Source organism: Neobacillus canaveralius, from assembly GCF_047237705.1.
Lineage (GTDB): Bacteria > Bacillota > Bacilli > Bacillales > Cytobacillaceae > Neobacillus > Neobacillus niacini_K.
In genome coordinates, this window is the sequence record NZ_JBDFLL010000001.1 from 2,126,858 (window position 1) to 2,148,497 (window position 21,640).

Annotated in this window: 25 protein-coding genes; 18 read left to right on the forward strand and 7 right to left on the reverse strand. The window is 37.6% G+C overall.

All coding sequences use genetic code 11. The annotated features are described in order from the left end of the window. The first annotated feature begins 67 nt into the window (after positions 1 to 67). On the forward strand, positions 68 to 1,009 hold the full coding sequence (locus ABC255_RS10885) for a CobW family GTP-binding protein (RefSeq protein ID WP_412993419.1): 942 nt from the start codon (positions 68 to 70) through the stop codon (positions 1,007 to 1,009). Positions 1,010 to 1,073: 64 nt separating this feature from the next. Beyond that, positions 1,074 to 1,895 (forward strand): hypothetical protein, encoded by an 822-nt coding sequence (locus ABC255_RS10890; RefSeq protein WP_412993421.1) that lies wholly within the window; start codon positions 1,074 to 1,076, stop codon positions 1,893 to 1,895. A 47-nt stretch (positions 1,896 to 1,942) separates the two neighbouring features. Here the strand turns inward: ABC255_RS10890 and ABC255_RS10895 are convergent, their stop codons facing one another. Further along, entirely contained in the window at positions 1,943 to 2,185 is a 243-nt protein-coding gene (locus tag ABC255_RS10895; RefSeq protein WP_335532457.1) for a DNA alkylation repair protein, read from the reverse strand. 104 nt (positions 2,186 to 2,289) lie between these two features. On the opposite strand from ABC255_RS10895, the gene ABC255_RS10900 reads away from it, so the two are divergent. Next, complete coding sequence (locus ABC255_RS10900; RefSeq protein WP_412993423.1) at positions 2,290 to 2,739, forward strand: FixH family protein; 450 nt, start codon at positions 2,290 to 2,292, stop codon at positions 2,737 to 2,739. Between the two features lie 97 nt (positions 2,740 to 2,836). Here ABC255_RS10900 and ABC255_RS10905 read toward each other — a convergent pair whose 3' ends face one another. Continuing rightward, positions 2,837 to 3,301, reverse strand: coding sequence for an Hsp20/alpha crystallin family protein (locus ABC255_RS10905; RefSeq protein WP_412993425.1), 465 nt, complete (start codon positions 3,299 to 3,301; stop codon positions 2,837 to 2,839). A 153-nt stretch (positions 3,302 to 3,454) separates the two neighbouring features. On the opposite strand from ABC255_RS10905, the gene ABC255_RS10910 reads away from it, so the two are divergent. Both ABC255_RS10910 and ABC255_RS10915 read left to right on the forward strand, forming a co-directional pair. Beyond that, the gene (locus ABC255_RS10910; protein WP_412993427.1) at positions 3,455 to 4,237 is read left to right on the forward strand and encodes an SDR family oxidoreductase; all 783 of its coding nucleotides are present in this window, start codon (positions 3,455 to 3,457) and stop codon (positions 4,235 to 4,237) included. Positions 4,238 to 4,358: 121 nt separating this feature from the next. Further along, positions 4,359 to 4,517: a hypothetical protein gene (locus ABC255_RS10915; protein WP_412993428.1), complete on the forward strand. Its 159-nt coding sequence runs from the start codon at positions 4,359 to 4,361 to the stop codon at positions 4,515 to 4,517. 49 nt (positions 4,518 to 4,566) lie between these two features. Here the strand turns inward: ABC255_RS10915 and ABC255_RS10920 are convergent, their stop codons facing one another. Both ABC255_RS10920 and ABC255_RS10925 read right to left on the reverse strand, forming a co-directional pair. After that, positions 4,567 to 5,130, reverse strand: coding sequence for a GNAT family N-acetyltransferase (locus tag ABC255_RS10920; RefSeq protein WP_412993430.1), 564 nt, complete (start codon positions 5,128 to 5,130; stop codon positions 4,567 to 4,569). A gap of 313 nt (positions 5,131 to 5,443) precedes the next feature. Beyond that, on the reverse strand, positions 5,444 to 6,565 hold the full coding sequence (locus tag ABC255_RS10925) for an amidohydrolase (RefSeq protein ID WP_335532469.1): 1,122 nt from the start codon (positions 6,563 to 6,565) through the stop codon (positions 5,444 to 5,446). A 173-nt stretch (positions 6,566 to 6,738) separates the two neighbouring features. On the opposite strand from ABC255_RS10925, the gene ABC255_RS10930 reads away from it, so the two are divergent. The 6 genes from ABC255_RS10930 to dapF all read left to right on the forward strand — a co-directional run bounded on the left by ABC255_RS10930 (position 6,739) and on the right by dapF (position 10,963). Next, positions 6,739 to 7,062, forward strand: coding sequence for a DUF4870 domain-containing protein (locus tag ABC255_RS10930; protein WP_412993432.1), 324 nt, complete (start codon positions 6,739 to 6,741; stop codon positions 7,060 to 7,062). A gap of 108 nt (positions 7,063 to 7,170) precedes the next feature. Continuing rightward, complete coding sequence (locus tag ABC255_RS10935; protein ID WP_289343735.1) at positions 7,171 to 7,371, forward strand: PLDc N-terminal domain-containing protein; 201 nt, start codon at positions 7,171 to 7,173, stop codon at positions 7,369 to 7,371. After that, on the forward strand, positions 7,371 to 8,279 hold the full coding sequence (locus tag ABC255_RS10940) for an ABC transporter ATP-binding protein (RefSeq protein WP_412993434.1): 909 nt from the start codon (positions 7,371 to 7,373) through the stop codon (positions 8,277 to 8,279). Before ABC255_RS10935 ends, ABC255_RS10940 begins: the two co-directional genes overlap by 1 nt. Further along, positions 8,276 to 9,055 carry an ABC transporter permease gene (locus tag ABC255_RS10945; RefSeq protein ID WP_412993436.1) on the forward strand — a complete coding sequence of 260 codons (780 nt, stop codon included), beginning with the start codon at positions 8,276 to 8,278 and terminating at the stop codon, positions 9,053 to 9,055. Before ABC255_RS10940 ends, ABC255_RS10945 begins: the two co-directional genes overlap by 4 nt. Positions 9,056 to 9,132: 77 nt before the next feature. Beyond that, the gene (locus tag ABC255_RS10950; RefSeq protein WP_412993438.1) at positions 9,133 to 9,918 is read left to right on the forward strand and encodes a hypothetical protein; all 786 of its coding nucleotides are present in this window, start codon (positions 9,133 to 9,135) and stop codon (positions 9,916 to 9,918) included. Positions 9,919 to 9,982: 64 nt separating this feature from the next. Further along, on the forward strand, positions 9,983 to 10,963 hold the full coding sequence (dapF, locus tag ABC255_RS10955) for a diaminopimelate epimerase (protein ID WP_412993440.1): 981 nt from the start codon (positions 9,983 to 9,985) through the stop codon (positions 10,961 to 10,963). 45 nt (positions 10,964 to 11,008) lie between these two features. Here the strand turns inward: dapF and ABC255_RS10960 are convergent, their stop codons facing one another. Then, positions 11,009 to 12,841, reverse strand: coding sequence for a DNA ligase D (locus ABC255_RS10960; protein WP_412993442.1), 1,833 nt, complete (start codon positions 12,839 to 12,841; stop codon positions 11,009 to 11,011). Between the two features lie 130 nt (positions 12,842 to 12,971). Between ABC255_RS10960 and ku the strand changes: the two genes are divergently transcribed. The 4 genes from ku to ABC255_RS10980 all read left to right on the forward strand — a co-directional run bounded on the left by ku (position 12,972) and on the right by ABC255_RS10980 (position 15,756). Continuing rightward, entirely contained in the window at positions 12,972 to 13,892 is a 921-nt protein-coding gene (gene ku, locus ABC255_RS10965) for a non-homologous end joining protein Ku (RefSeq protein ID WP_412993444.1), read from the forward strand. 130 nt (positions 13,893 to 14,022) lie between these two features. Continuing rightward, complete coding sequence (locus tag ABC255_RS10970) at positions 14,023 to 14,985, forward strand: nucleoside hydrolase (RefSeq protein ID WP_412998535.1); 963 nt, start codon at positions 14,023 to 14,025, stop codon at positions 14,983 to 14,985. Positions 14,986 to 15,226: 241 nt separating this feature from the next. After that, positions 15,227 to 15,427, forward strand: coding sequence for a cold-shock protein (locus ABC255_RS10975; RefSeq protein ID WP_412993446.1), 201 nt, complete (start codon positions 15,227 to 15,229; stop codon positions 15,425 to 15,427). A 125-nt stretch (positions 15,428 to 15,552) separates the two neighbouring features. After that, on the forward strand, positions 15,553 to 15,756 hold the full coding sequence (locus ABC255_RS10980; RefSeq protein WP_179596096.1) for a cold-shock protein: 204 nt from the start codon (positions 15,553 to 15,555) through the stop codon (positions 15,754 to 15,756). Positions 15,757 to 15,796: 40 nt separating this feature from the next. Here the strand turns inward: ABC255_RS10980 and ABC255_RS10985 are convergent, their stop codons facing one another. After that, complete coding sequence (locus ABC255_RS10985) at positions 15,797 to 16,090, reverse strand: DUF6509 family protein (RefSeq protein ID WP_412993448.1); 294 nt, start codon at positions 16,088 to 16,090, stop codon at positions 15,797 to 15,799. Between the two features lie 258 nt (positions 16,091 to 16,348). On the opposite strand from ABC255_RS10985, the gene ABC255_RS10990 reads away from it, so the two are divergent. From ABC255_RS10990 to ABC255_RS11000, 3 genes are all read left to right on the forward strand, one after another. Beyond that, a complete protein-coding gene (locus ABC255_RS10990) occupies positions 16,349 to 18,742 on the forward strand; it encodes a DMSO/selenate family reductase complex A subunit (RefSeq protein WP_412993450.1) in 2,394 nt (797 codons plus the stop codon). A gap of 3 nt (positions 18,743 to 18,745) precedes the next feature. After that, entirely contained in the window at positions 18,746 to 19,336 is a 591-nt protein-coding gene (locus ABC255_RS10995; RefSeq protein WP_412993452.1) for a DMSO/selenate family reductase complex B subunit, read from the forward strand. A 99-nt stretch (positions 19,337 to 19,435) separates the two neighbouring features. Then, a complete protein-coding gene (locus ABC255_RS11000; RefSeq protein WP_412993453.1) occupies positions 19,436 to 20,269 on the forward strand; it encodes a 4Fe-4S binding protein in 834 nt (277 codons plus the stop codon). Positions 20,270 to 20,308: 39 nt separating this feature from the next. On the opposite strand, the gene bcbE is transcribed toward ABC255_RS11000, so the two are convergent. Then, entirely contained in the window at positions 20,309 to 21,595 is a 1,287-nt protein-coding gene (bcbE, locus tag ABC255_RS11005) for a bacillibactin exporter BcbE (protein ID WP_412993455.1), read from the reverse strand. Positions 21,596 to 21,640: the final 45 nt, after the last annotated feature.

Consider the following 21,640-nt stretch of genomic DNA (forward strand, 5'->3'; position numbering starts at 1 on the left):
CTATCTGGTTGATAGCCCAATTTCAGCTATAATAAAAATAATATCTGAAGAAAAAGAGGGAAACGGGATGAATAAAACAGAAATTTATATATTATCAGGGTTTTTAGGAAGCGGAAAAACAACACTTTTAAAGCGATTACTCGAAAATGAACGGTCAAGAGGCAGAAAAACGGCGGTAATGATGAATGAGCTAGGTAAGGTTTCAATTGATTCTGAAGCCGCTCGTGACGAGGATGTGGCTTTAACGGAACTGTTAGGAGGCTGTATTTGCTGCTCGATTCAGGACAAGCTTGAAGCCCAGCTGCAAGGATTACTAGTAAATAACCGACCAGAAGTAATTTATATTGAAACCACTGGCGCAGCACATCCTGTTGAAGTTCTAGATGCAATTCTTTCACCATTATTTGCGGATCAATTTACGATAAAGGGAATTGTAACCACTGTAGATGGATTAAGATGGAGCGATAGAAAAGTATTGAGCCCGCAGATTCACCAATTACTTGTCGAGCAGGTTAGACACGCAGATTTCATTCTCATTAATAAAATGGATGAACTATCAGAATCAGAGCAGTCCCAAATTATTTTTGAAATCCAAGGAATCAATCCGGTGGCCCGTTGTTTATTCACCAATTTTTCACAGGTTGCAATCGATGAATTGAGAAAACTAACTTTATCATTTGATAAAAAAACAAGTCCATCATTTTCTAAAAAAGCACTTAATTTAACAACCTTTGTTTATCAATTTCAAGGGCCAATAAGTCATATAGAATTCGAGGAATTTCTGAAGGATTTACCAGAGATGATTTATCGAATCAAAGGATATGTGAAATTTGACCCTTCATCAAAACCATATCTCTTTCAATACTCATATGGAATGCCTTTTTACATTAAAGAAGATATGAACTTACCCTTAAATCTAGTGTTGATTGGTGAAAATATTCATTGGTCTGAGATAGAAGAGAAACTTAAAAAACTAGAAAATGACTTCAAAATCCAAATAGAAAAATGAATGAACATTTCTTCTTCAGGTAATTCTTTTAATGTAGTTATTTAACATTGAAAAGGGGGATTAGATGAAGAAGAAAACGATTACGATTATAGTTATTCTTTTCCTCCTATATGGGCAAGGGATTTATGCCGCCACAAATGTTAGTTACAAAATTGAAATGCTGCCATGGGAAGAAGTCAATAAAGTTTTGCCAAAGTATTCTAAGTTTACTGTCCTGGATATTGAAACCGGTAAGAAGTTTGAAGTTCAAAGACGTGCTGGAAGTCATCATGCCGATGTACAGCCATTGACTCCGAAGGATACCAAGGCCATGAAAAAAATCTACGGTGGAAAATGGAGCTGGAAACGGCGGGCCATCATCGTGATTAGTAAGGACCAATGGATTGCAGGATCCATGCACGGTATGCCTCATGGCGCCGGGGCTTTAAAAAATAACTTTCCTGGTCATTTTTGTATCCACTTTTACGGAAGTACCACCCATAGAACCAATGCGATGGACCTCTCGCATATGTTGATGATTTTTAAGGCTTCAGGAAAGCTGGAGGAGTACTTAAGTCAGGCATCGCCTTATGAAACAGTTCAAGCATATATCGCTGGTTTAAAACAGCAGGATGTGTTTATTTCCAAGATAATTAGCGCACAAAAAATCAATTGGAAGCCTGTTTTAGGTAAAATTGAGAACGTTAGAATAACTAGGATGCCGATATTACCTGCCGAAGATTTAAGACAGGAAATAAGCATGGATGTACCAATAGAAATTGACTGGTTTATTCAAAATAGAGGAAGGCAGCACTATGGTGGTGAAATCCATTTAATGCGGTTTTCAACGATGGAAGCCTGGAAGATAGATTCTGACTCGTTCTTAAAAGAAAATCATTTAAAATAACATGAAAAAACACCTTTTCACCGAATAAGAAAAGGTGTTTTTTCATGTTAAGCTTGCTGACCAAATTTAATGAACGTCCTCTCGTCCTCAATTAGGCCGCAGGAGGCACATTGAATTCGATAATCTGGTCCGTTATAAGGCAGATGGAACGGTTCTAATTCATTTTGGCTATATTCTCTGACGACCTCACCGGATAGTGGGTCTAGTTTTACAGACTGGGAAACTTGTTGGATGATATTGAAACGGCTTCGATTGGTTTTACAATTAGGGCATTTATAAGGTGTAGACATGGTTATCTCCTTCCGCAGTATAATTTTATTTATTTTTTGCAATAATGTCCGAAAGTATGTAACAATGCAATTGAGGATATGTGGAGGTAAAAGGAGGGTTAAAGATGAGAAAGTACTTATTTCTAATTCTTAGCATTGTTTCTGTACTAGGTATCAGTGCATGCAATAATAAAGACCAAAAGGCAGATGAATTACCTGAGTTTGTAGAGGTGGATTTGACGGTTAACCCAGAAAAGGGAAATATTAACGAACAGATGATTTTTGAAGCAAAGGTAACCCAAGGAGATGAAAATGTTGAAGACGCCGATGAGGTGACCTTTGAAATTTGGCGTGCCAAAGATGAAAAACACGAGAAAATTAAAGTGGAACATACGGAGGATGGAATTTATCGTCTAGAAAAATCATTTCAGCAAGAAGGAACGTATTACATTATATCTCATGTTACCGCAAGAGACATGCATAACATGCCTAAAAAAGTATTTGTTGTTGGAACACCAAGTGAACCAGAAGATCCAAATGAATCTAAGAATGATATGAACATGGAAGGGCATTAAGAAAAGCTGCAGCGCCTTGACCCCGAGGGGCTAGGCGCTGCAGCTGAGATTAATAAGGGAAAAGACAGCTGAGGATTGGTATGCTGTCTTTTCCTTTCTATATTTCTGTCACATCGATTTGAGAATATTGAATGTCGTATGACTTTATTAATTTTATTTCGAGTATTCCATCTTTATATTTAGCGGAAGATCCTTTCTTTTTTACCATAGCTGGAAGCGTGATGGAATGTTTATGATCTCGCTCGGGTATATTTTCCACCATCAAATGGTTTGCAGTATGATAAATCCTTAAATCCTTAAGGAGTGAATCATCCTTAATTGGTATTCTAACAAAAACAGAATCATGTGTTTCAAAGGCTGTAGAGTTCAATGTATTCGCCTGCTGAGAGGGTTGGGTTCGATATTGATTGGCGTTGTATTGTGAATTCATGGTTCCTCCGGATTGATCAGGCATGACATTTCCCAAAATGCCTTTAATGAATTTGTCGATTTCATCAGGTTTCATATGCTGAAGCTTATTTTTCATATCTTTATTAAAAGGAAATAAATTAAACGGGAACATAAACTCCCCACCTTTCAGCAAAATCTCATTAGGCATTGATACCTTATACTATGCAATGAGGAGAGCTGGCGTTATAAATAACTAGAAATTTGAAGATATAATCCAGCCTTCCAAACATATAGTTAAGAAAACATTATTGTGAGGTAATGGCTCGTGAAGAAAAAAACCGCTTTAATTACTGGAGGAGCTACTGGTTTAGGAAAAAAAACTGCCTTTTGGCTTGCAGAAGAAGGTTATCAGCTTGCTATTAACTATCGAAACAGTAATCAAGAAGCAATTCTTTTATCAAAAGAGCTTGAAGAGAAATTCGGAAATGAAATTATTTGTATTCAAGGAGATGTGGCAAATCAGTTAGATTGTACCCAGATTGTTGAAACAGTTATTTCAGAATTTACCTCTATCGATGTTGTCATTCATAACGCAGGTCCCTATGTACGTGAAAGGAAAAAAATGACGGAATACTCGTTCGAGGAATGGGATTATATAGTTAATGGAAACTTAAATGCTGTTTTTTATTTATCAAAAGCAATTATTCCAATTATGAGAGAGCAGCAGTGGGGGAGAATCATAACGATGGGATTCGAAAGAGTGGAAACCTCTCCTGGCTGGGTTTACCGTTCTGCTTTCGCTGCCGCAAAAACAGGGTTGGCATCACTGACAAAAACGATCGCAATTGAAGAAGCAGCAAATGGTATTACAGCTAATATGGTTTGTCCTGGGGATATCCTTTCTCACTGGAAGGAGAAAGGAATTGAGGAAGCAATCATTAGTGAAAGCGTGCCAGTAGGTAGACAAGGAACAGGTGAGGATATCTCGCGAGTCATTGCCTTTCTCGTTGATGATAAGTCTGACTTTATAACTGGGTGTATCATACCTGTCACTGGAGGAATGGATGTCCTCGGAAAAGCTTATACTCAAAACCATCTTCCAGAATAATCAATGGAGATTCAACTGCTATTGCCTATTATAATTTTTTGAACTATTCTATTTTTTGGAATGATTTATGTTCCTTTTGTGGATAATAGATGTAACACATCTATGAAAGGAGCAAAATAAAATGAGTTTTAACATGAATCGTATTAATCCAAATCAAACTCAAGTATTTTTTCATGATGGTCGTTTTGAAACACTTACGAACGAGGAACTAGATGAATTTTTGCTCCATATGGGTATTAGTGAGGTTAATTCCGGAACGGAACCAAACATAACGGATTAATTTTATTCTTTTTATAACGAAAAAAGCAATCGGCCAAAGCCGGTTGCTTTTATGCTTCTAACAAATGTGATGGTTCTTCTTGTACAGGACCATTATTCCGCATGAGGTAGAAGGAGTATTGATCTTTAGGTATTTCATATAAATCATACACATCACCATCAGCATTCAACTGGTCGTAAAGTGATTTTCTTGTTTCATTTGCCTTAACAACGTAAGGGAGTTTTTCTGCAGCCTTAATAGACCTAATATTTACTTTACGAATCCTCATAAAAATCGTTTCGATACCTAACGTATAAAAAACCTCTTGAAAAAAGGCATCCTTTGCAGGGGCGTTATAACCTTTACCGTGAAAAGGCTTTCCAAGCCATGTACCTAAAAATCCTGCATTATCTTCGATATCAAAAAGATTAATGGTTCCGATAGGGGCACCCCATTCATCAAGGATGGTCCGCGAAATTAATTCACTGCGCTCTTCTGCTTCTATTGTTTGTTTCGTCATAAAGATAAATTCTTCATAAGAAGAACATTTTTGACGCACAAAAGGGAAGACATCTGGATGCGACATAAGTTCAAATAATACATGGCTGTCTTGAAGATCTCGTTTCTTAAGCATTGAATTTCCCTCCATTGGGCAATCCGATCCCATGTCTAAAGAAGCGGCCCACCCACGAAATTTTTTATTCAGATAAACTAAAAAATTTCGGGGTGGGAATCGAACCCACTAGAACCAGGTATTACTGGTGGCGCACCATTTGCCTTCCCTATTTCATTTTTTTTGTTGCGATAAAATAATGTGATTTACCCCCCAGATTTTTAGGCCTTTTTCGGTTTCACTTAGAGTATCATACTAGAAAAAATAAAAAAAATAAATAGGTTTTTTGTTGTTTTTTCGTGATTATTTATTGGCAAATTTCAACATATTTCTACTATTCCGAGAAAATAATTTCACCACCAATCATCGTCCATTTTGGTTTTGCCAAATAATGAAAAGGATGGTGACTCCATAGAACTAAGTCTGCATCTTTTCCTCCCTCAATGCTTCCTAATTGATGGTCTAACCTTAGGTTTCTCGCAGGTAAAATGGTGATCCCTTCTAATGCTTTTTGCTCCGATAGACCTTCTCGAACCGCAATCCCCGCACATATATTCAAATACTGAATAGGTGTATAGGGGTGATCGGTTGTAATCGATACTTCGACACCGTTATTTGTAAGCTCTTGATAGGTTTTCCAAGTCTTGTTTTTAAGTTCAATTTTGGATCTCCTAGTTAAGGTTGGACCAACAGATACTTTTAAATTCATTCCAGAAAACTCACTGGCAATTAAATGGCCTTCGGTACAGTGCTCAATTCGTAAATCTAAGTTGAATTCCTCAGCGAGACGCAATGCTGTAATAATATCATCTGCACGATGCGCGTGAATTCTAACTGGGATTTCCCTCTTTAAAGCCATGACCAGTGGTGCAACTCTAAGATTTTCTGGGTTATCTGTATGGATTGCTTTATAGAAGGCTTCCCGCAGCATTCCCATAATTCCCATTCTTGTTATTGAGTCATTATTCCCCTGACTATGGATTCTTTTTGGATTTTCTCCTAATGCAAGCTTTAGACCTGCAATTTCCTGGACAATCATTTTATTTACATTTTTCCCGGTTGTTTTGATAACAGATGTGGTGCCTCCAATAACATTTGCACTTCCGGGCATGACATGTGCGGTGGTGATTCCACTCTTAATTGCATCGGAAAAGGCAGGATCTAATGGATAGACGCCGTCAATGGCTCTTATGTGAGGAGTCATTGCTTCGGCTGTTTCGTTTGCGTCATTACCTGCCCAGCCAGTTCCCTCATCATATAGACCTAAATGGGTATGAACATCAATAAAGCCTGGTAAAAGATAGAGTTCGTCACATTCAATGATTTTAACAGTCGAATCTGTTTGAAGATTTTTTCCTACCTTAATGATTTTTCCATTATCAATTAGAACATCACTGTTTTTTAGTGGTTCAGATGTAATGGGATAAACTGTTGCATTTTTTAAAAGAATTTTCATGAACATTAAACCTTTCTACACGCTGGTAATATTATTTTTACTATTTTATCAACTGGAGGATGGAGTTGATAGTGGAAAATAAATGATTTTTAAAAAAATTATGAAACCTTTTAGTTATGGCAGCGTAAGTATTAGGGAAAGATAGAAAAAATTTCCGTTGGGGGAATCATAAAATGATAAAAAGCGAAGAAAGAATGCTTGCGGCAATTCTTTATGTTGTTAGTCTATTTTTTCCGATTATAGGTCCTCTCGTTATTTGGTTATTAAAGAAGGATGAGTCATCATTTATCAATTATCATGGAAGAGAATATTTTAACTTTTTCATTTCATACACAGTTTATTCCGTCATAAGCGGAATATTAATTTTCCTTATTGTAGGCATTTTCTTATTATGGATATTAGGATTAATGGCCCTAGTATTCACAATCATCGCAGCAGTCAAAGCATACGAAGGAAACGAATACCGATTCCCATTAATCTTTAGAGTTATAAAATAATAAAAACAGACCAACTAACCCGGCAAAAAAAATTTTTGCTGGGTTTTGAACGTTTTTGTAGTTCAAACGTCATATCAATATATAAAGCTTTCACAAGGGGGAAAACCAATGGAATTATTAGAAGGATTGAACTGGGGTTTAATTGCACCGCTCTTTATTATCCAACTGATCTTACTAATTGTCTCACTAGTGGACTTATCCAGAATCGAAAAAACGAATGGTCCTAAGCTGCTTTGGGTGTTTATTATTATTTTTGTGAATATTATCGGACCCATTCTATATTTTGTGATTGGAAGGAGAAATGATTAATGTCCCTCATCCAAATTAAAGGGTTAAAGAAGAGTTTTCAAGGCAATGAAGTCATTAAGGGGCTCGATTTTAAGCTTGAAAAGGGCAAGTGTATTGCTTTATTAGGTCCCAATGGTGCAGGTAAAACAACGACACTTCGGATGCTTTCAGGATTAATGAAACCAACTGAGGGCTCCATCTCTTTTAGCGATGCTAAAAAGGATGGAGATATGCGCCATCTAATTGGCTACCTGCCACAGTTTCCTGTATTTTATGAGTGGATGTCAGGATTCGAATTTCTCCAATATGTAGGTAAGCTAGCAGGTTTAACAAGTAAGGAGGCAAAGGAACGTTCCTTAGAGCTCCTAGAACTTGTTGGAATTAGTGACACAAAGAATAGGAAAATAGGGAAATATTCAGGCGGTATGAAGCAAAGGCTCGGTATTGCACAGGCCATTATACACCGTCCGCAGCTTGTCATGCTAGATGAGCCTGTTTCTGCATTAGATCCATTTGGCAGAAGAGAAGTATTAGAGCTTCTCGAAAGATTGAAAAAGGAGACCACCATTCTGTTCTCTACACATATTTTGAATGATGCAGAGGAAGTTTGTGATGAAATCCTATTTTTACATACTGGAGAAATTGTGGAATCCGGAACAATGGATGATTTGCGTGAACGGCACCAGCAGGCAAAGATAGACTTAGTTTTTCATAGGAAAATAGAGGAGATGGAAAGTACATTTAGAACCCATAGCTTAACAAAGTCTATTCTGATAGACGGAAATCGGATAAGTGTGTTTGTTACCAATATAGAGAGTGCCAGGAAGGAGTTCTTGAGACTGATCGCCGAAAAAGAATGGCAATTGGATAAATTTGAAGTGAGCAGTATGACCCTCGAAGATGTATTTATGAAGGTGGTGGGAAAATGAGCCAATGGATGACACTCTTTCAAAAAGAGATTCTAGAAATATGGAGAAATTTTAAATGGATCTGGGTTCCAATCACCTTTATCTTATTAGGTGTAAAAGAGCCATTAACGAGTTATTATTTGCCGCAAATTATTAAATCAGTTGGCGGTCTGCCTGAAGGAGCAATCTTTGAAATACCTAAACCAACAGCAGGGGCTGTATTAGCTTCCGGTCTTAGCCAATACTCGACTATCGGGGTCTTAGTCATTGTTCTTGGCACGATGGGTATCATCGCGGGTGAAAGAAAAAGTGGCGTAGCAGCGATGATCCTAGTAAAGCCGGTTTCTTATCTTTCTTATATTACTTCTAAATGGGCGGGTAGTCTTTTACTAGTGTGGATTTCATTATTTATTGGGTACATATCAACCTGGTATTATACGGGGCAGCTATTTGATTGGGTGCCTATTGGGGAATTTTTTCAATCGTTCGTTTTATATGGATTATGGCTGACGGTTATCTTAACTGTTACAGTGTTTTTTAGTGCTGCTCTTTTATCACCAGGTATGGCGGGATTTATCTCATTAGCATTGGCGCTGGTAGTGAGTATCGTTAGTGGGGCACTTTCTCACTTACTAGAATGGAGCCCTTCGCAATTAACTAGTTATGCCAGTGCTTTACTTACAGCAGGGGAACTTCCTGATGATACTCTGCCTGCAAGTTTAATATCACTCTTACTCATTGTCGTCCTTTTGTGGTTAAGTGTGTTCCTATTTAAGAAAAAAGAGCTTGCCTCTTAATAAGAAAAACTCCTATCATTTTTTTGTCCCGTGTTTAATAGAATAAATATAAGAGGGGCAGATAAGGAGTTTTCTTGATGAAAATACATGAATTTTACCGTAGCAGTGCCGATATCACCTTAAACGGAAGTATAGCAGCGCTCGTTCCCGCAGTAATTATTGCAGTTGGAAATCTATATTATTTTCAAAACAATCACATTGTGCTATTTACAATACCCTTTGTGGTTTACAGTTTTATTAGTTTTCAAATCTACCTGTATAGAAGAAAACAGGCAATTTCAATCGACAGAAATATGTCTAACTCGACTAGCTATTATCATAGTTTATTTTCAGCGAGACACCTGTTGGTTCTTTTCATGAACCAGCAAGAATCGTGTGTGCACCTTTTCTATCCTGATGGACATCAGGCAGGAATGATAAAGAAATATAAGCAAAAGGGGTTTTATCTGTTTAGGAAAGCAAGAATTTATGCACTTTATAATAGCCAAAATCAAGCTGTTGGATTTTATAAAATAAAAAAATCCTCATCATTAGTCATTGAGGTATATGATCAAAACAAGAGATATTTAGGCTGCTTTGAAAAAGATAGAGTATCCTGGGTGAAAATAAAGAAAGAAATGTTGGATGAGTCAGGGGAATCTATTGGCTCTGTTGAGGGTTCAAGATATTTTATGGATGAACGGGTTTTTAGTAAAACGAGGCAGCAGGTTGGCCAGCTGAGACGGGGATGGATGCCTGTCGAGTGGGAAGGTAGATTTCCGGAATCTAATACACCAGTACTTTCGCTGGCTGAAAACTTATCAGAAAAGGACAAGCTTTTAAGGATGTCTTTTTTGATTAATGAATATTTTATTGAGAGATAAGGAAGTGTCATTCTCGTTGAATATTTGATAGAATAAGTTATAAAAATTCGCGGAGGTTATGGGTGTGCACATTGATTTAATTAAAGGTCATGGTTCAGGAAATGATTTTCTCTTAATTGATGAAATAACAAATTCTTATTCTTTTTCAGAAGGTGATCGAGCAAAGCTTGCCACTTTATTATGTGACCGAAATTCTGATTTAGGGGCAGATGGTATCCTATTTATCATGAATAGCGATCATGCTGATGGTAGAATGAGGGTATTTAATGCAGATGGTTCAGAAGCCTCTATGTGTGGGAATGGTCTACGGTTAGTAGCTAGATATATTTGTGAAATGAAGGGGCTTACTGAAGCGATTATTGAGACCATGAAGGCAGATCTAAAGGTTAGTAAACAACAGGATATCTATCCAAATGTCACAACTTACCAAGTAGAAATTTCACCGGTTTCTTTCCTTTTGGAAGACTTACCATTGAATCTAAATGAATCCAATTTACTAAATGAAAAAATCCCAGAACTATCACAGGAGTTAACATTTTCTGCGCTTGCGGTACCCAATCCGCATTTAATCTCGGTTGTAAATACGGAACAATTGCAATCCGGAGTCCAAAAAGAGATTAGCGAGAAGGTAAATAATCCAAATAAGCTATTCCCTGACGGTGTGAACGTCAGTTTTGTTAAGTCTTTAGAAGAGGGAAGTATTTACGTAAACACCTTTGAACGAGGAGTAGGTTTCACAAATGCCTGTGGAACTGCGATGTCAGCCTCTTCATTGGTAACATGTCTGCAAGGACTGAATAGTGTGGAAAGGATTATTAATGTTTATAATAAAGGCGGCAGAGTCCAATGTGTAGTTCATGAAAATGATGATAACTACAGCATTGATTTGATTGGTAATGCAACGTACATGTACCAAGCGCAAGTTGATGTTATCCTTGCACGCGAAAGTTTTTCTGTGAGCTCGAAAGAAGAATTTTCCGAGCAGTCAACCTATGAGAAACTTCAAGCTGACGCACAAGAGTATCTTCAGAAAACTGGATTGTAATATTTTTATTTGAAGGTCACATAGAGAGATTCTATGTGACCTTTATTATTTCTTAGCCTTCAACACTTCCAACACCGGTCCAAAGGACTGAATAGATTTGGTTTGAAAATAACTTCTAAATGGGTCACCTTGTTTTCTAAGTCGATGTAATGCATTTTCTATGTTAAAGTTTACTGGATCCAGGCTATAATCCACTTCTTCCCAATATAACGGAGTAGCAACCCCTGCATGTTCATTTCCCCTCATGGAGTATGGAGCAACTATCGTTTTTCCTTCACTATGCTGTACATAATCAACGTAGAGCCTGTTGCCGCGATTCTTTTTCATTCGTTCCGTTGTAAAAGAATCTGGATCCTTCGAAATCAAATAATCTGCTATAAAGCTTGTGAATAACCGTGTATCTTCAAAGGTAAATACGTCCTCAGGTAAAGGCAAATAGATTTGTAATCCTTTATTCCCAGATGTTTTTACAAATCCGATTAGATTTAATTGATCAAGAACCTCCTTTATTAACAGTGCTGCCTTTACTGCCAAATGAAATTCTTCCTTTGAAGGAGGGTCCAAATCAAAGACGATTTCACTGGCCCCTTTACTGTGAATAGTTTGAAATGGTATATGGTATTCAATTGCTAGCTGATTTCCGAGCCAAATGAGCGTTTTTAGGTTGTTACAAACAATATAATCAATTCCTTCTGATAAATGTGTCTTCACAAAATCGGGAGCATATTCCGGACAATTCTTTTGATAAAACGGCTCCCCGAACATTCCATGCGGATAACGAATCACCGTTAATATTCTATTTTCTAAAAAAGGCAGCATATAAGGCGATACTTCCCGTAAATACAGAATGAAATCTGCCTTTTGAATATCATGGTTTTTCCAAAGCGGTTTATCGGGGTGAGTAATATCCAAATCCTCCGGTAAATTTTTTTGCTTAAAAATAAATTGCTCGTATGTACATTCAGTGGGCTTTAATTCAAAACGAAAGCAATGAAAATGAGGTTCGCGAAGCTGATTATCGTAGAGCTCTAAATATTTCACTTCTAAACAAATAGCAGGCTCGACATAGATAAATTGACTGTCTTCACTAACCCTATTCTGCTTAATCGTATTTTGAAGAGCTTGCTTTTCATCAGGTTTAAAGCCAAACAGCACTTGACCGATTCCTTGAATACTTCCTTCTTTATACACTCCAACATAAAAGTACCCATTCGTCTTTTCAAGAGCTGTAATAAAGCAGGATACGTATTTCCAGTTTTTGTACTTTAACCATTGTAAGGATCTCTTTCCTTCTTCCCAAAGGCTGTTTTTTTGCTTGGCAATAACCCCTTCACCATCATGGAGGACAACATTTTCCCAGAGTTTTGAAAAATCCTTATGAGCCTTAACTAGCTGCAGTAAATTTTCACTATAGGGATCTGCTTCTAGTGGAAAATTAAGCTGGTTAAAAAGTTCGCTGAGCCTCGCCTTTCGTTCGTCAAATGTTTTCGAATGTTGGGGCCTGCCTGCCAGGACAAGGATATCAAAGACCATTAAACGACATGGAGCTTTAGCAGCTTGTTCAGCTATTTTCTTAGTAGCCCTTGTCCTCCCGCGAATCTGAATTGCTGAGAAATTTGCTTTAAAAGGATTTTCAAGTAAAACAAGCTCGCCATCAAGTCGAAGAGGAAGAAACGGTTGAAAAAGTTTCTCCAGAGGCTCAAGAAAATCTTTTATTTCTGGGAATTGTGGAAGCAACGGCTTATCATTTCTACTGGTTAATGTAATCCCATTGTTATCCCAATTTAAAATCGCCCGAAATCCATCATATTTAACCTCGTACAGCCAATCAGGTTGAAGTGTTAGATCGAAGGTTAGTGTTGGCAGCATCGGTTTCATTGATTTATTTCCTCTCTTTTTCCTTTATTTTGTTTCAAATCACGATGATTCATCCTTTACCAAATGTTTTTAGGAATTTCTTTAAACGAAAAAACCCACAATAATAGTAAAAAGATTGGAGACTTACACTATGCATACGATGTGGAAAGGCAGCATTAGTTTTGGGCTTGTAAATATCCCTATCAAGCTTCATACTGCCACTGAGGATAAAGACATTAAGCTACGGACTTTGCATAATAAATGCCATGCTCCGATTAAATATGAGAAGATTTGCACTGTATGTGAACAGGAAGTAAAACCTGAGGACATAGTTAAAGCATACGAATATACAAAAGGGAAATTTGTGGTGCTTGACCAGGAAGATCTTGAAAAGCTTCGGAAGGAAAACGAAGAAAAAGCAGTAGAGATTATTGATTTTGTCAAAATGGAAGAAATAGATCCTATTTATTTCGACCGAAGTTATTATATGTCCCCTAATGAAGGCGGTGGGAAGGCATATTCCTTGCTTCGAAAAGCTCTTCAGGAGTCACATAAGGTTGGTATAGCAAAAATTATTATTCGTTCAAAAGAGCAAATGGCAGTCATTCGTGTGTATGAAAATACACTGGTCATGGAGACTATTCATTTTCCAGACGAGGTTCGCCGTGCGGGAGACGTTCCGAATGTCCCAGCTGACGATAAGGTCACCGAAAAAGAATTGGCTACCGCAATTATGTTGATTGATCAATTAACAACTGAATTTGAACCTGAAAAATATACGGATGAATACCGGACTGCATTATTAGAGTTAATCGAAGCGAAACGTACTGGACAAGAAACGGTTACACCAACAGCAAAAGAGACTCCTTCAAATGTCACCGATTTAATGGCTGCTCTGCAGGCGTCGATTGATCGGACGAGACCAACGAAGGAAACGGCTGTAAGGAAAGAACCTGCATTAAAAACGCAAACCGCTGAAAAAAAGGAAACATCACCAAAAAAGGAATCAATAGCAAAAAAGCCAGCAGCTCCAAGGAAAAAGGCAGCACCAAAAGTGAAAAAAGAAGCATAAGGTAAATTAAACCGATACGGTAATTTCGTATCGGTTTATTTCAGTTATGAAGTTGAAGGTGCTTTCTATTCAAATCCAGGCATATTATGATGGAAGAATTTTAATTTTATGGAAGTACGGGGGAGAGGCAATGGCTTATAATGTTCTATTGTTTGCGGATCCTGGAATTGATGATTCTTTCGCGATAATGTATGCATTATTAAATCCAGATTTAAACCTTGTCGGTATTGTTAGTGGATATGGTAATACACCGAAAGAGCAATCTGTTAAGAATACTGCCTATTTAATTAATCTAGGTGGGAGAGAAGATATACCCATCATTGCTGGAACGGCAGGTCCTTTATCAGGTGAACCTGTACAGTTTTACCCTGAAATCCATGGACCAGAGGGACTAGGACCAATCAAGCCGCCTGATACCTTGCAAAATGTAGAGGTTCATGACTTCAACAAAATCCTGGAAATTGTTGAACAATATAAAAATAACCTGATTATCGTAAATGTTGGCAGATTGACAGAAATAGCTCTTATGTTCATCCTATATGGTAACGATGCTTTAAAGGATGTAAATGCTTTTTATATTATGGGGGGGGCCTTCTTAGTTCCTGGAAATATAACAGCAGAAGCAGAAGCTAACTTCTATTCTGACCCCATTGCAGCAAGAATTGTTATGGAGAAGGCTCATAATATATTTCTTTATCCATTGAATGTTACAAATAAAGCCATCGTAACCCCCGAAATGATTGAGTTTCTTAGTAAAAACAGTCCGACACCTTTTAGACCATTACTACAACCAGCGTTTGATTATTATTATAAGGCTTATCAAAAAAATGTTCCTGGTATCAAAGGTGCTCCTATCCATGATGCTGCCCCATTAATGGCCATAACGAATCCTGAAATTTTCAGGTATGTACCAAGAAGAGTAAAAGTCGAGGAGTTTGGGGATGCCAAAGGGAAGAGTATCGCAGATTTTCGTCCAAAACCAGATCCACAGCCCCCAGAGACGTTAGATTATATTGGTATAGAAATTGACATCCAAAAGTTTGTAGAAAACTTTATGGAAGCCTTTTTACAAGGGGATTTTGAAAAAAAATAGGTATCTACTGTTTTTTTTATAGTTAGTGGCTTGCTAGTATGCTATACTGTAAATTTAATTGACTTTTAGCATAATAAAGAGTATGATTAAGGTACGCTTTTAAGTTCGTGTAAATATTTATTGGTTTAGTAGTCGTAACTGCACGATGTGTGGGTGATGTCTATTACCCGGTGCATTACGACTTTTTGATTTATTAAATGGTTATGTGCTTAAAGTGAACAAATCTTTGGGGGTTCTATTAATGAGTAACGGTAAAGTAAAATGGTTTAATGCAGAAAAAGGATTTGGATTTATTGAAGCTGATGGCGGTACAGACGTATTCGTACACTTCTCTGCTATCCAAACAGAAGGTTTCAAAACTTTAGAAGAAGGTCAATCAGTATCTTTTGAAATTGTTGAAGGTGCTCGTGGACCACAAGCTGCTAACGTAGTTAAAGCTTAATTAATGAAAAATGAAAAATAAAAAGGTGGTGCAATGATAAGGCATCACCTTTTTATCTTTATAAAAGATGTTAAACTTAATCAAAGTGTCCAACAGTCTTGCAAAAAGTACAAGGGGTGATCATTTTGGCGTTTGGTAGAAGAAATGATGAAGAAGTAAAGCTTGAAGAAACTAAAATTTGGGAATGTAATTCAGATAATTGTAAATGCTGGATTCGTGACAATTTTAAGAGCACTGAAGTGCCCCTCTGTCCAATATGCAAAAGTGAAATGAGCCTAAACACGAAAGAATTACAGGTCATTCATAATCATAGTAAAAACTTTATGTAGTAACCATAAGAAAAAGCAGGGGGAATTCCTCTGCTTTTTCTTATGAATCAATGTTTTCCTTACAATAATTAAACACTGTTAATTCCTCGTCATCTTCAAGAGCAAAATCTAAGACCTTTTCAGTACCTCTTTCATAGAGATGATAGTGCGAAATTCTAGGTCCCTTTTCATCTACTACTAACAGTACCTTAATTCCAACACCTTTTTCAGAGTAGAGTTCATCCTCTTCATCTACTTCTATTTCAAGAAAAAATTCATAGCGGTCACCCGATAATAATCCAAATGGATCTACAAGCTGTTCAACTGTATGACCAGTTATATTCAATGAAATCATCCTTTACAAAATATTTTCTTTATTATTATATACATAATTCGAGATTAACTAGAAACAAATGACACTATTCGACCTGAAATTGTTATCAAAATATGGATGATACATATGAAATAACTGTGAACGATGTGAAATTTAATATTTATTTAATAACTATAAAGTAAAATTGAGTTATAGGAGTACTAGAATGAATTAGAGATGAAATCTGCACTTTACAATTGTGAAGAGTTTCACAATTAAAGAATGAGGAGGCAATAATCAATGTCAAAAGACAGTCCTGTAAAGAGTTTATTGGCAAATAAAATGCAGCGTAGAACATTCTTGAAATGGTCGGGGGCAATTGGTGTCCCAGTAATCGCTGGCGGTATAGGAACTAAATTATTGATTGACAAGCAAAAAGAAGAAAATGTAGCAAGTGCCAGTGAGTGGGATAAGGTTGTATCGACATGCAGTATCAATAATTGCGGTGGCCGCTGTGTTATAAAGGCATATGTAAAAGACGGTGTAGTAGTACGAGTAGCAACCGACACTCAGGAAAGCGGTGATCCAAGCATTCCTCCACTTCGAGCATGTGTCCGAGGCCGAAATTATCGTAATTTGCTTTATCACCCTGACCGCCTTAAGTATCCGATGAAACGAGTAGGAAAGCGGGGCGAAGGTAAATTTGAAAGAATTTCATGGGAAGAAGCAATCAATACGATTGCCTCTGAAATTAAACGAATTGGTGATACATATGGTCCGGAATCAAGATATGTCAATTATGCTTCTGGACAAAGCTGGGGACTTCATGGCGGTAGAAATAGTGCGAGAAAGGTATTAGCACTAACTGGAGGCTACTTAAATTACCGGAATGACTATAGTTCCGGGGCAGGAAATGTTGCAACACCATATACATATGGAACGAACAATTCAGGCTCAAGCTTTGATTCCCTATTGCATTCTAAGTACATTATCCTTTGGGGACAAAATCCTTCAGAAATGATTTTCTCAACTCCATATCGTGAATATTTAATGCAAGCAAAGAAAAACGGGGCAAAAATTATACTGATTGATCCTCGATATACGGATACCGCGATTGCATTTGCTGATGAGTGGATCCCAATTAAACCAACAACTGATAATGCGATGATGGACGCAATGGGCTATGTGATTGTAACTGAAAAATTACATGATCAAGCATTCCTTGATAAGTACTGTGTAGGATTTGATGGTGACCATATGCCTGACGGTATTGCAAAGGAAGAGTCAGTGAAGAGCTACCTATTAGGTGAAAAAGATGGAGTAGCTAAAACACCAGAATGGGCAGAAAAAATATGTGGAGTGCCTGCTGAAAAAATTCGTGAAATTGCCAGAAATTATGCAACTATTAAGCCTGCAGCCCTTATTCAAGGCTGGGCAGCACAAAGGCAGGCATATGGTGAACAATTTATGCGTGGTGGTGCACAGCTTGCTTGTATTACCGGGAATGTAGGTAAACTTGGCGGCTGGGCTGCAGGAACGGGATACTGGAGCCGTGCCGATATTGTTTACCCATTTAAAGTTGAAAATCCGGTAAAGTCCTCTATTCCTTGTTTTCTTTGGACAAAGGCTGTTGAACAAGGTACGGAGATGACAGCTGCAGATGGGCTTCAAGGAACAGATAAATTAACAACAAATATTAAAATGATATTTAATATGGCAGGGAACATGTTGGTTAACCAGCATGCTGATATTAATAAAACAACAAGTTTATTAGAGGATGAAAGCAAAGTAGAATTTATCTGTGTCAGCGATCTTTTTATGACTCCAAGTGCGAAATATGCAGATATAGTTCTTCCTGGTACAACCTTTTTTGAAAGATACGATATAGGGGTACCTTGGTGTTTTGGTGATTACGTTGTTTTTGGTGATAAAACGATTGATCCACTCTATGAATGTCGAAATGAATATGATGTATTTACGGAAGTAGCCGAAAAATTAGGTGTTAAAGAACAATTTACCGAGGGCAGGACAATACTCGATCTTGTAAAAGAAAGTGTTAAAAGAACACGTGATGAGCTAGATCCGGACTTCCCTACATTTGAAGAGTTCAGGAAAAAAGGTGTTCACCATTTTAAATTTGATGAACCGCTTGTTGGCTTCAAAGCACAAATTGATGACATGGAAAACAATCCTTTTGAAACACCTTCAGGAAAAATTGAGTTGTTCTCTAAAACACTTTGGGATATGAATCAGCATGAAGAGATACCAGCTATTGCTAAATATATATCTTCATGGGAAGGTCCGGAAGACCCATTAATTGAGAAGTATCCTTTGCAGCTTATTAGTTGGCATTATAAGCGAAGATGTCATTCCACTTATGATAACATGCCGTGGCTTGAGGAAGCAGCTAAGCAAGAAATGTGGTTAAATCCTAAAGACGCCCAGAAGCGTGGAATCAAGGATGGAGAAAGAGTACAAGTTTTTAATGAGCGGGGAAGCTTGTTTATTGATGTGAAGGTAACAACACGTATAACTCCTGGAGTGGCTGGAATTCCACAAGGTGCATGGTATACACCTGACAAAACAGGCATAGACCAAAGGGGATCAGTAAACGTGTTAACATCACAACGACCGACTCCTCTTGCAAAATCAAATCCGCAATTAACAAACCTTGTCGAAGTGAAAAAAGCTTAAGGAGTGATTGTATTGGATCAAATAGGATTTTATATTAATCAAAGTATCTGCCAAGGCTGTAAGGCCTGCAGTGTCGCTTGTAAAGATAAAAACAATACAGAAGTAGGGATAAACTTTCGCAGGGTTTACACGGAGGAAGAAGGCTCCTATGTGCTGCAGCCAAATGGCGGAATTGTCCAAAATGTGAAATCGTATTATTTCTCGATCGCTTGTAATCATTGCGAACAGCCGGCTTGTTTATTAAACTGTCCAACAGGTGCAATTACGAAGAGTGATGAAAATGGGGTCGTAACAATAGATCAGGAGATTTGTGCAGGGACTCAACTATGTGTAAAAGCTTGTCCTTATGGTGGACCACAGTACAATAAAGAGACGTTTAAATCGAACAAATGCAATTTTTGTATGGACCTTCAGGAAAAAGGAGAAGACCCGGTATGTGTTGCAACGTGTCCGTTAGGAGCCATTGAATATGGTCCGATAGAAGAGCTTCGTAAAAAATATGGCGATATAAGGCAAATTAAAGGAATGCCGAGTCCGACGATTACAAAACCAAATATTGTCATTACTCCCCACCGTGACGCAAAATTAGTTTAAATAGATTGCAGAAAAAGAGTTGGTGAAAAGATGTCAATCCTCGTAAATTGGCTGGAGAGCCTGCATGAAGAAATGAAAGTTACTACTAAATGTTCGAGAGTGAAGAACAAAAAATCAACTTGCAGTTATTGTATGGAAAAATGTGAGCACAACGCATTTGAATTAAACGGTGCTGTACTCATCATTGATTCAACGAAGTGTACTTTGTGTGGCGAGTGCATGATTGCGTGTCCGTTGTCAGCCATCGAAGGGGTTGCGAGTAACCGTAATTTCGAAAAAGGAAGCTTGAATTTTGACAACAGCTTCACACCTTCATTAAAAGAATTGCTAATTTATAAAAAAAGAGGAATGACATCTATTCAACTTTCTGATCAAGCATTGAATCAAGAGTGGGAAAAAGTATTAGTGGAAACAAATATACGATTACAATTACTTAATGAAAGCCCAATAACTGTTTCCGAAAAGGTAAAGGATGAAGTGTTCTCAAGAAGAGCCTTTTTTGGATCATTTCAAAGAGAAGGAAAGCAGCTAGCTAAAAGTATGGCTCCTGTCGCATGGAAGATGGAGAAAGATGATTGGAAGTTAACAAAATATTTTCCAAGCTATCAATTTTATACAGTTGAAATTAGCCAGGATCAATGCACACTCTGTCAGGCCTGCTTTTCACTTTGTGGGGAAGCCGTTTTTGAATTAATAGACGGCAAGCTCCTAATTAAGGCCGAAAGGTGTGTGAATTGTACATCCTGTAGAGATGTCTGTCCTGAAAAAGCAATAAAGATTCAACAAGAAATTAAAAGGAAAAGTGAACAGGTTAAACGAGTCCATTCGAAGACTTGTAAAGACTGTAGTCATACTTTTTACACCTTTGATAAAGAAACTGAGAAATGTCATGTTTGTGTAATTAGAGATCCTGATTGGTTAAGACCGTATTAATACATCTAATAGCGCTGGGGAAGCCCCAGCGCTCGTTTTTTAGTTTTGACTTTTGGCTCCCGGTTTTATGGCTATCAAAGCAACAAAAGCTGCAATTATACTGAGTCCACTTAGTGTAATAAAAATCCAGTGAGTTGCTTGTTTCATTAACAAAGCAATAATTGGAGGGCCGGCTGCGACTCCGATAAATCTCATCGAGCTGTAAATCGATGAAATGGTTCCACGCTCTTCCTTCTCAATTCCTTCAGTGATTAAGGCGTCTAGGCATGGAAGACCAATTCCGATGCCAACTCCGGCTATTAAAAACATAGTAAGCATGAACCAGAGCTTAATCGAAAACCATAGAGCTAGAATAGCCGCTGCAGCTGCAATAATTCCGCCGAAGGTGAGCCATTTCATTAGGACTTTATTTTTTTTAATCGTCTTTCCTGCTATAAAAGAGGCTAAACAAAGTGCTCCAAGCGGCAATGCTAAGAACAGACCTTTTTTCAAATCTTTAATTCCATATTTTGTTTCGAATATTTCCGAAAGGTAAAATAGTATCCCAAATAGTACTAACATTAAGATTCCGCCGATAAAAAAGATACCGTATAACCATTTCCCTTTTTCAGTAAAGGTTTTCTTTACATTTGTAAAAAATTGTTTAAAAGGGATTGGTTTTGTCCGAGACTTAGGACTTTTTACTAAAAGCATTACCATGATGACCGAAATAGTGCAAAAGACTGGAAACGAAAAGAATGGTAAAAACCAAATAAATCCTGCTAACAAGGAACCCAAAATCGGGCTAAGAACCTTTCCAAATGTATTAGAGGTTTCAATTAATCCTAGACAACTGCTTACATCATCTTCATTTTTGAACATGTCGCCAACCAAAGGAAGTACAATTGGCATAGCTCCTGCTGCCCCGACCCCTTGGAGGGCCCTTCCGGCTAATATTACCCAATAGGCATTTTCAAGCTTCCAAGCGGCCCATCCTGAAATTAATCCGCCAATGCCTGCGATAATGAGACTGGGAATAATTACTTTCTTTCTTCCAACATGATCAGATATATACCCTGCAACAGGGATTAAGAAAATTGCAACTATTGAATAGACCGTTATAATCATACTCGTTTGGAACGCTGTGATGGATAATTCTTTTTCCATTGAGGGCAGTACTGGAATTAACATGGAATTACCTAGGGTCATCACTAAAGGAATCGATGACAATGAGAGTATTGCCCACTTTTGTTTGGAAAGTTCCCCTGATTTTTTCTTTTTTCCAGCTGAAGAGGATTTATTTCTCACAGCCTCTGAACTCGGGCATAATCGTTCAATATGATCCATTTTTCTTCTATCCCGCCTTCATTATGATGTGCTAACGTTAATATT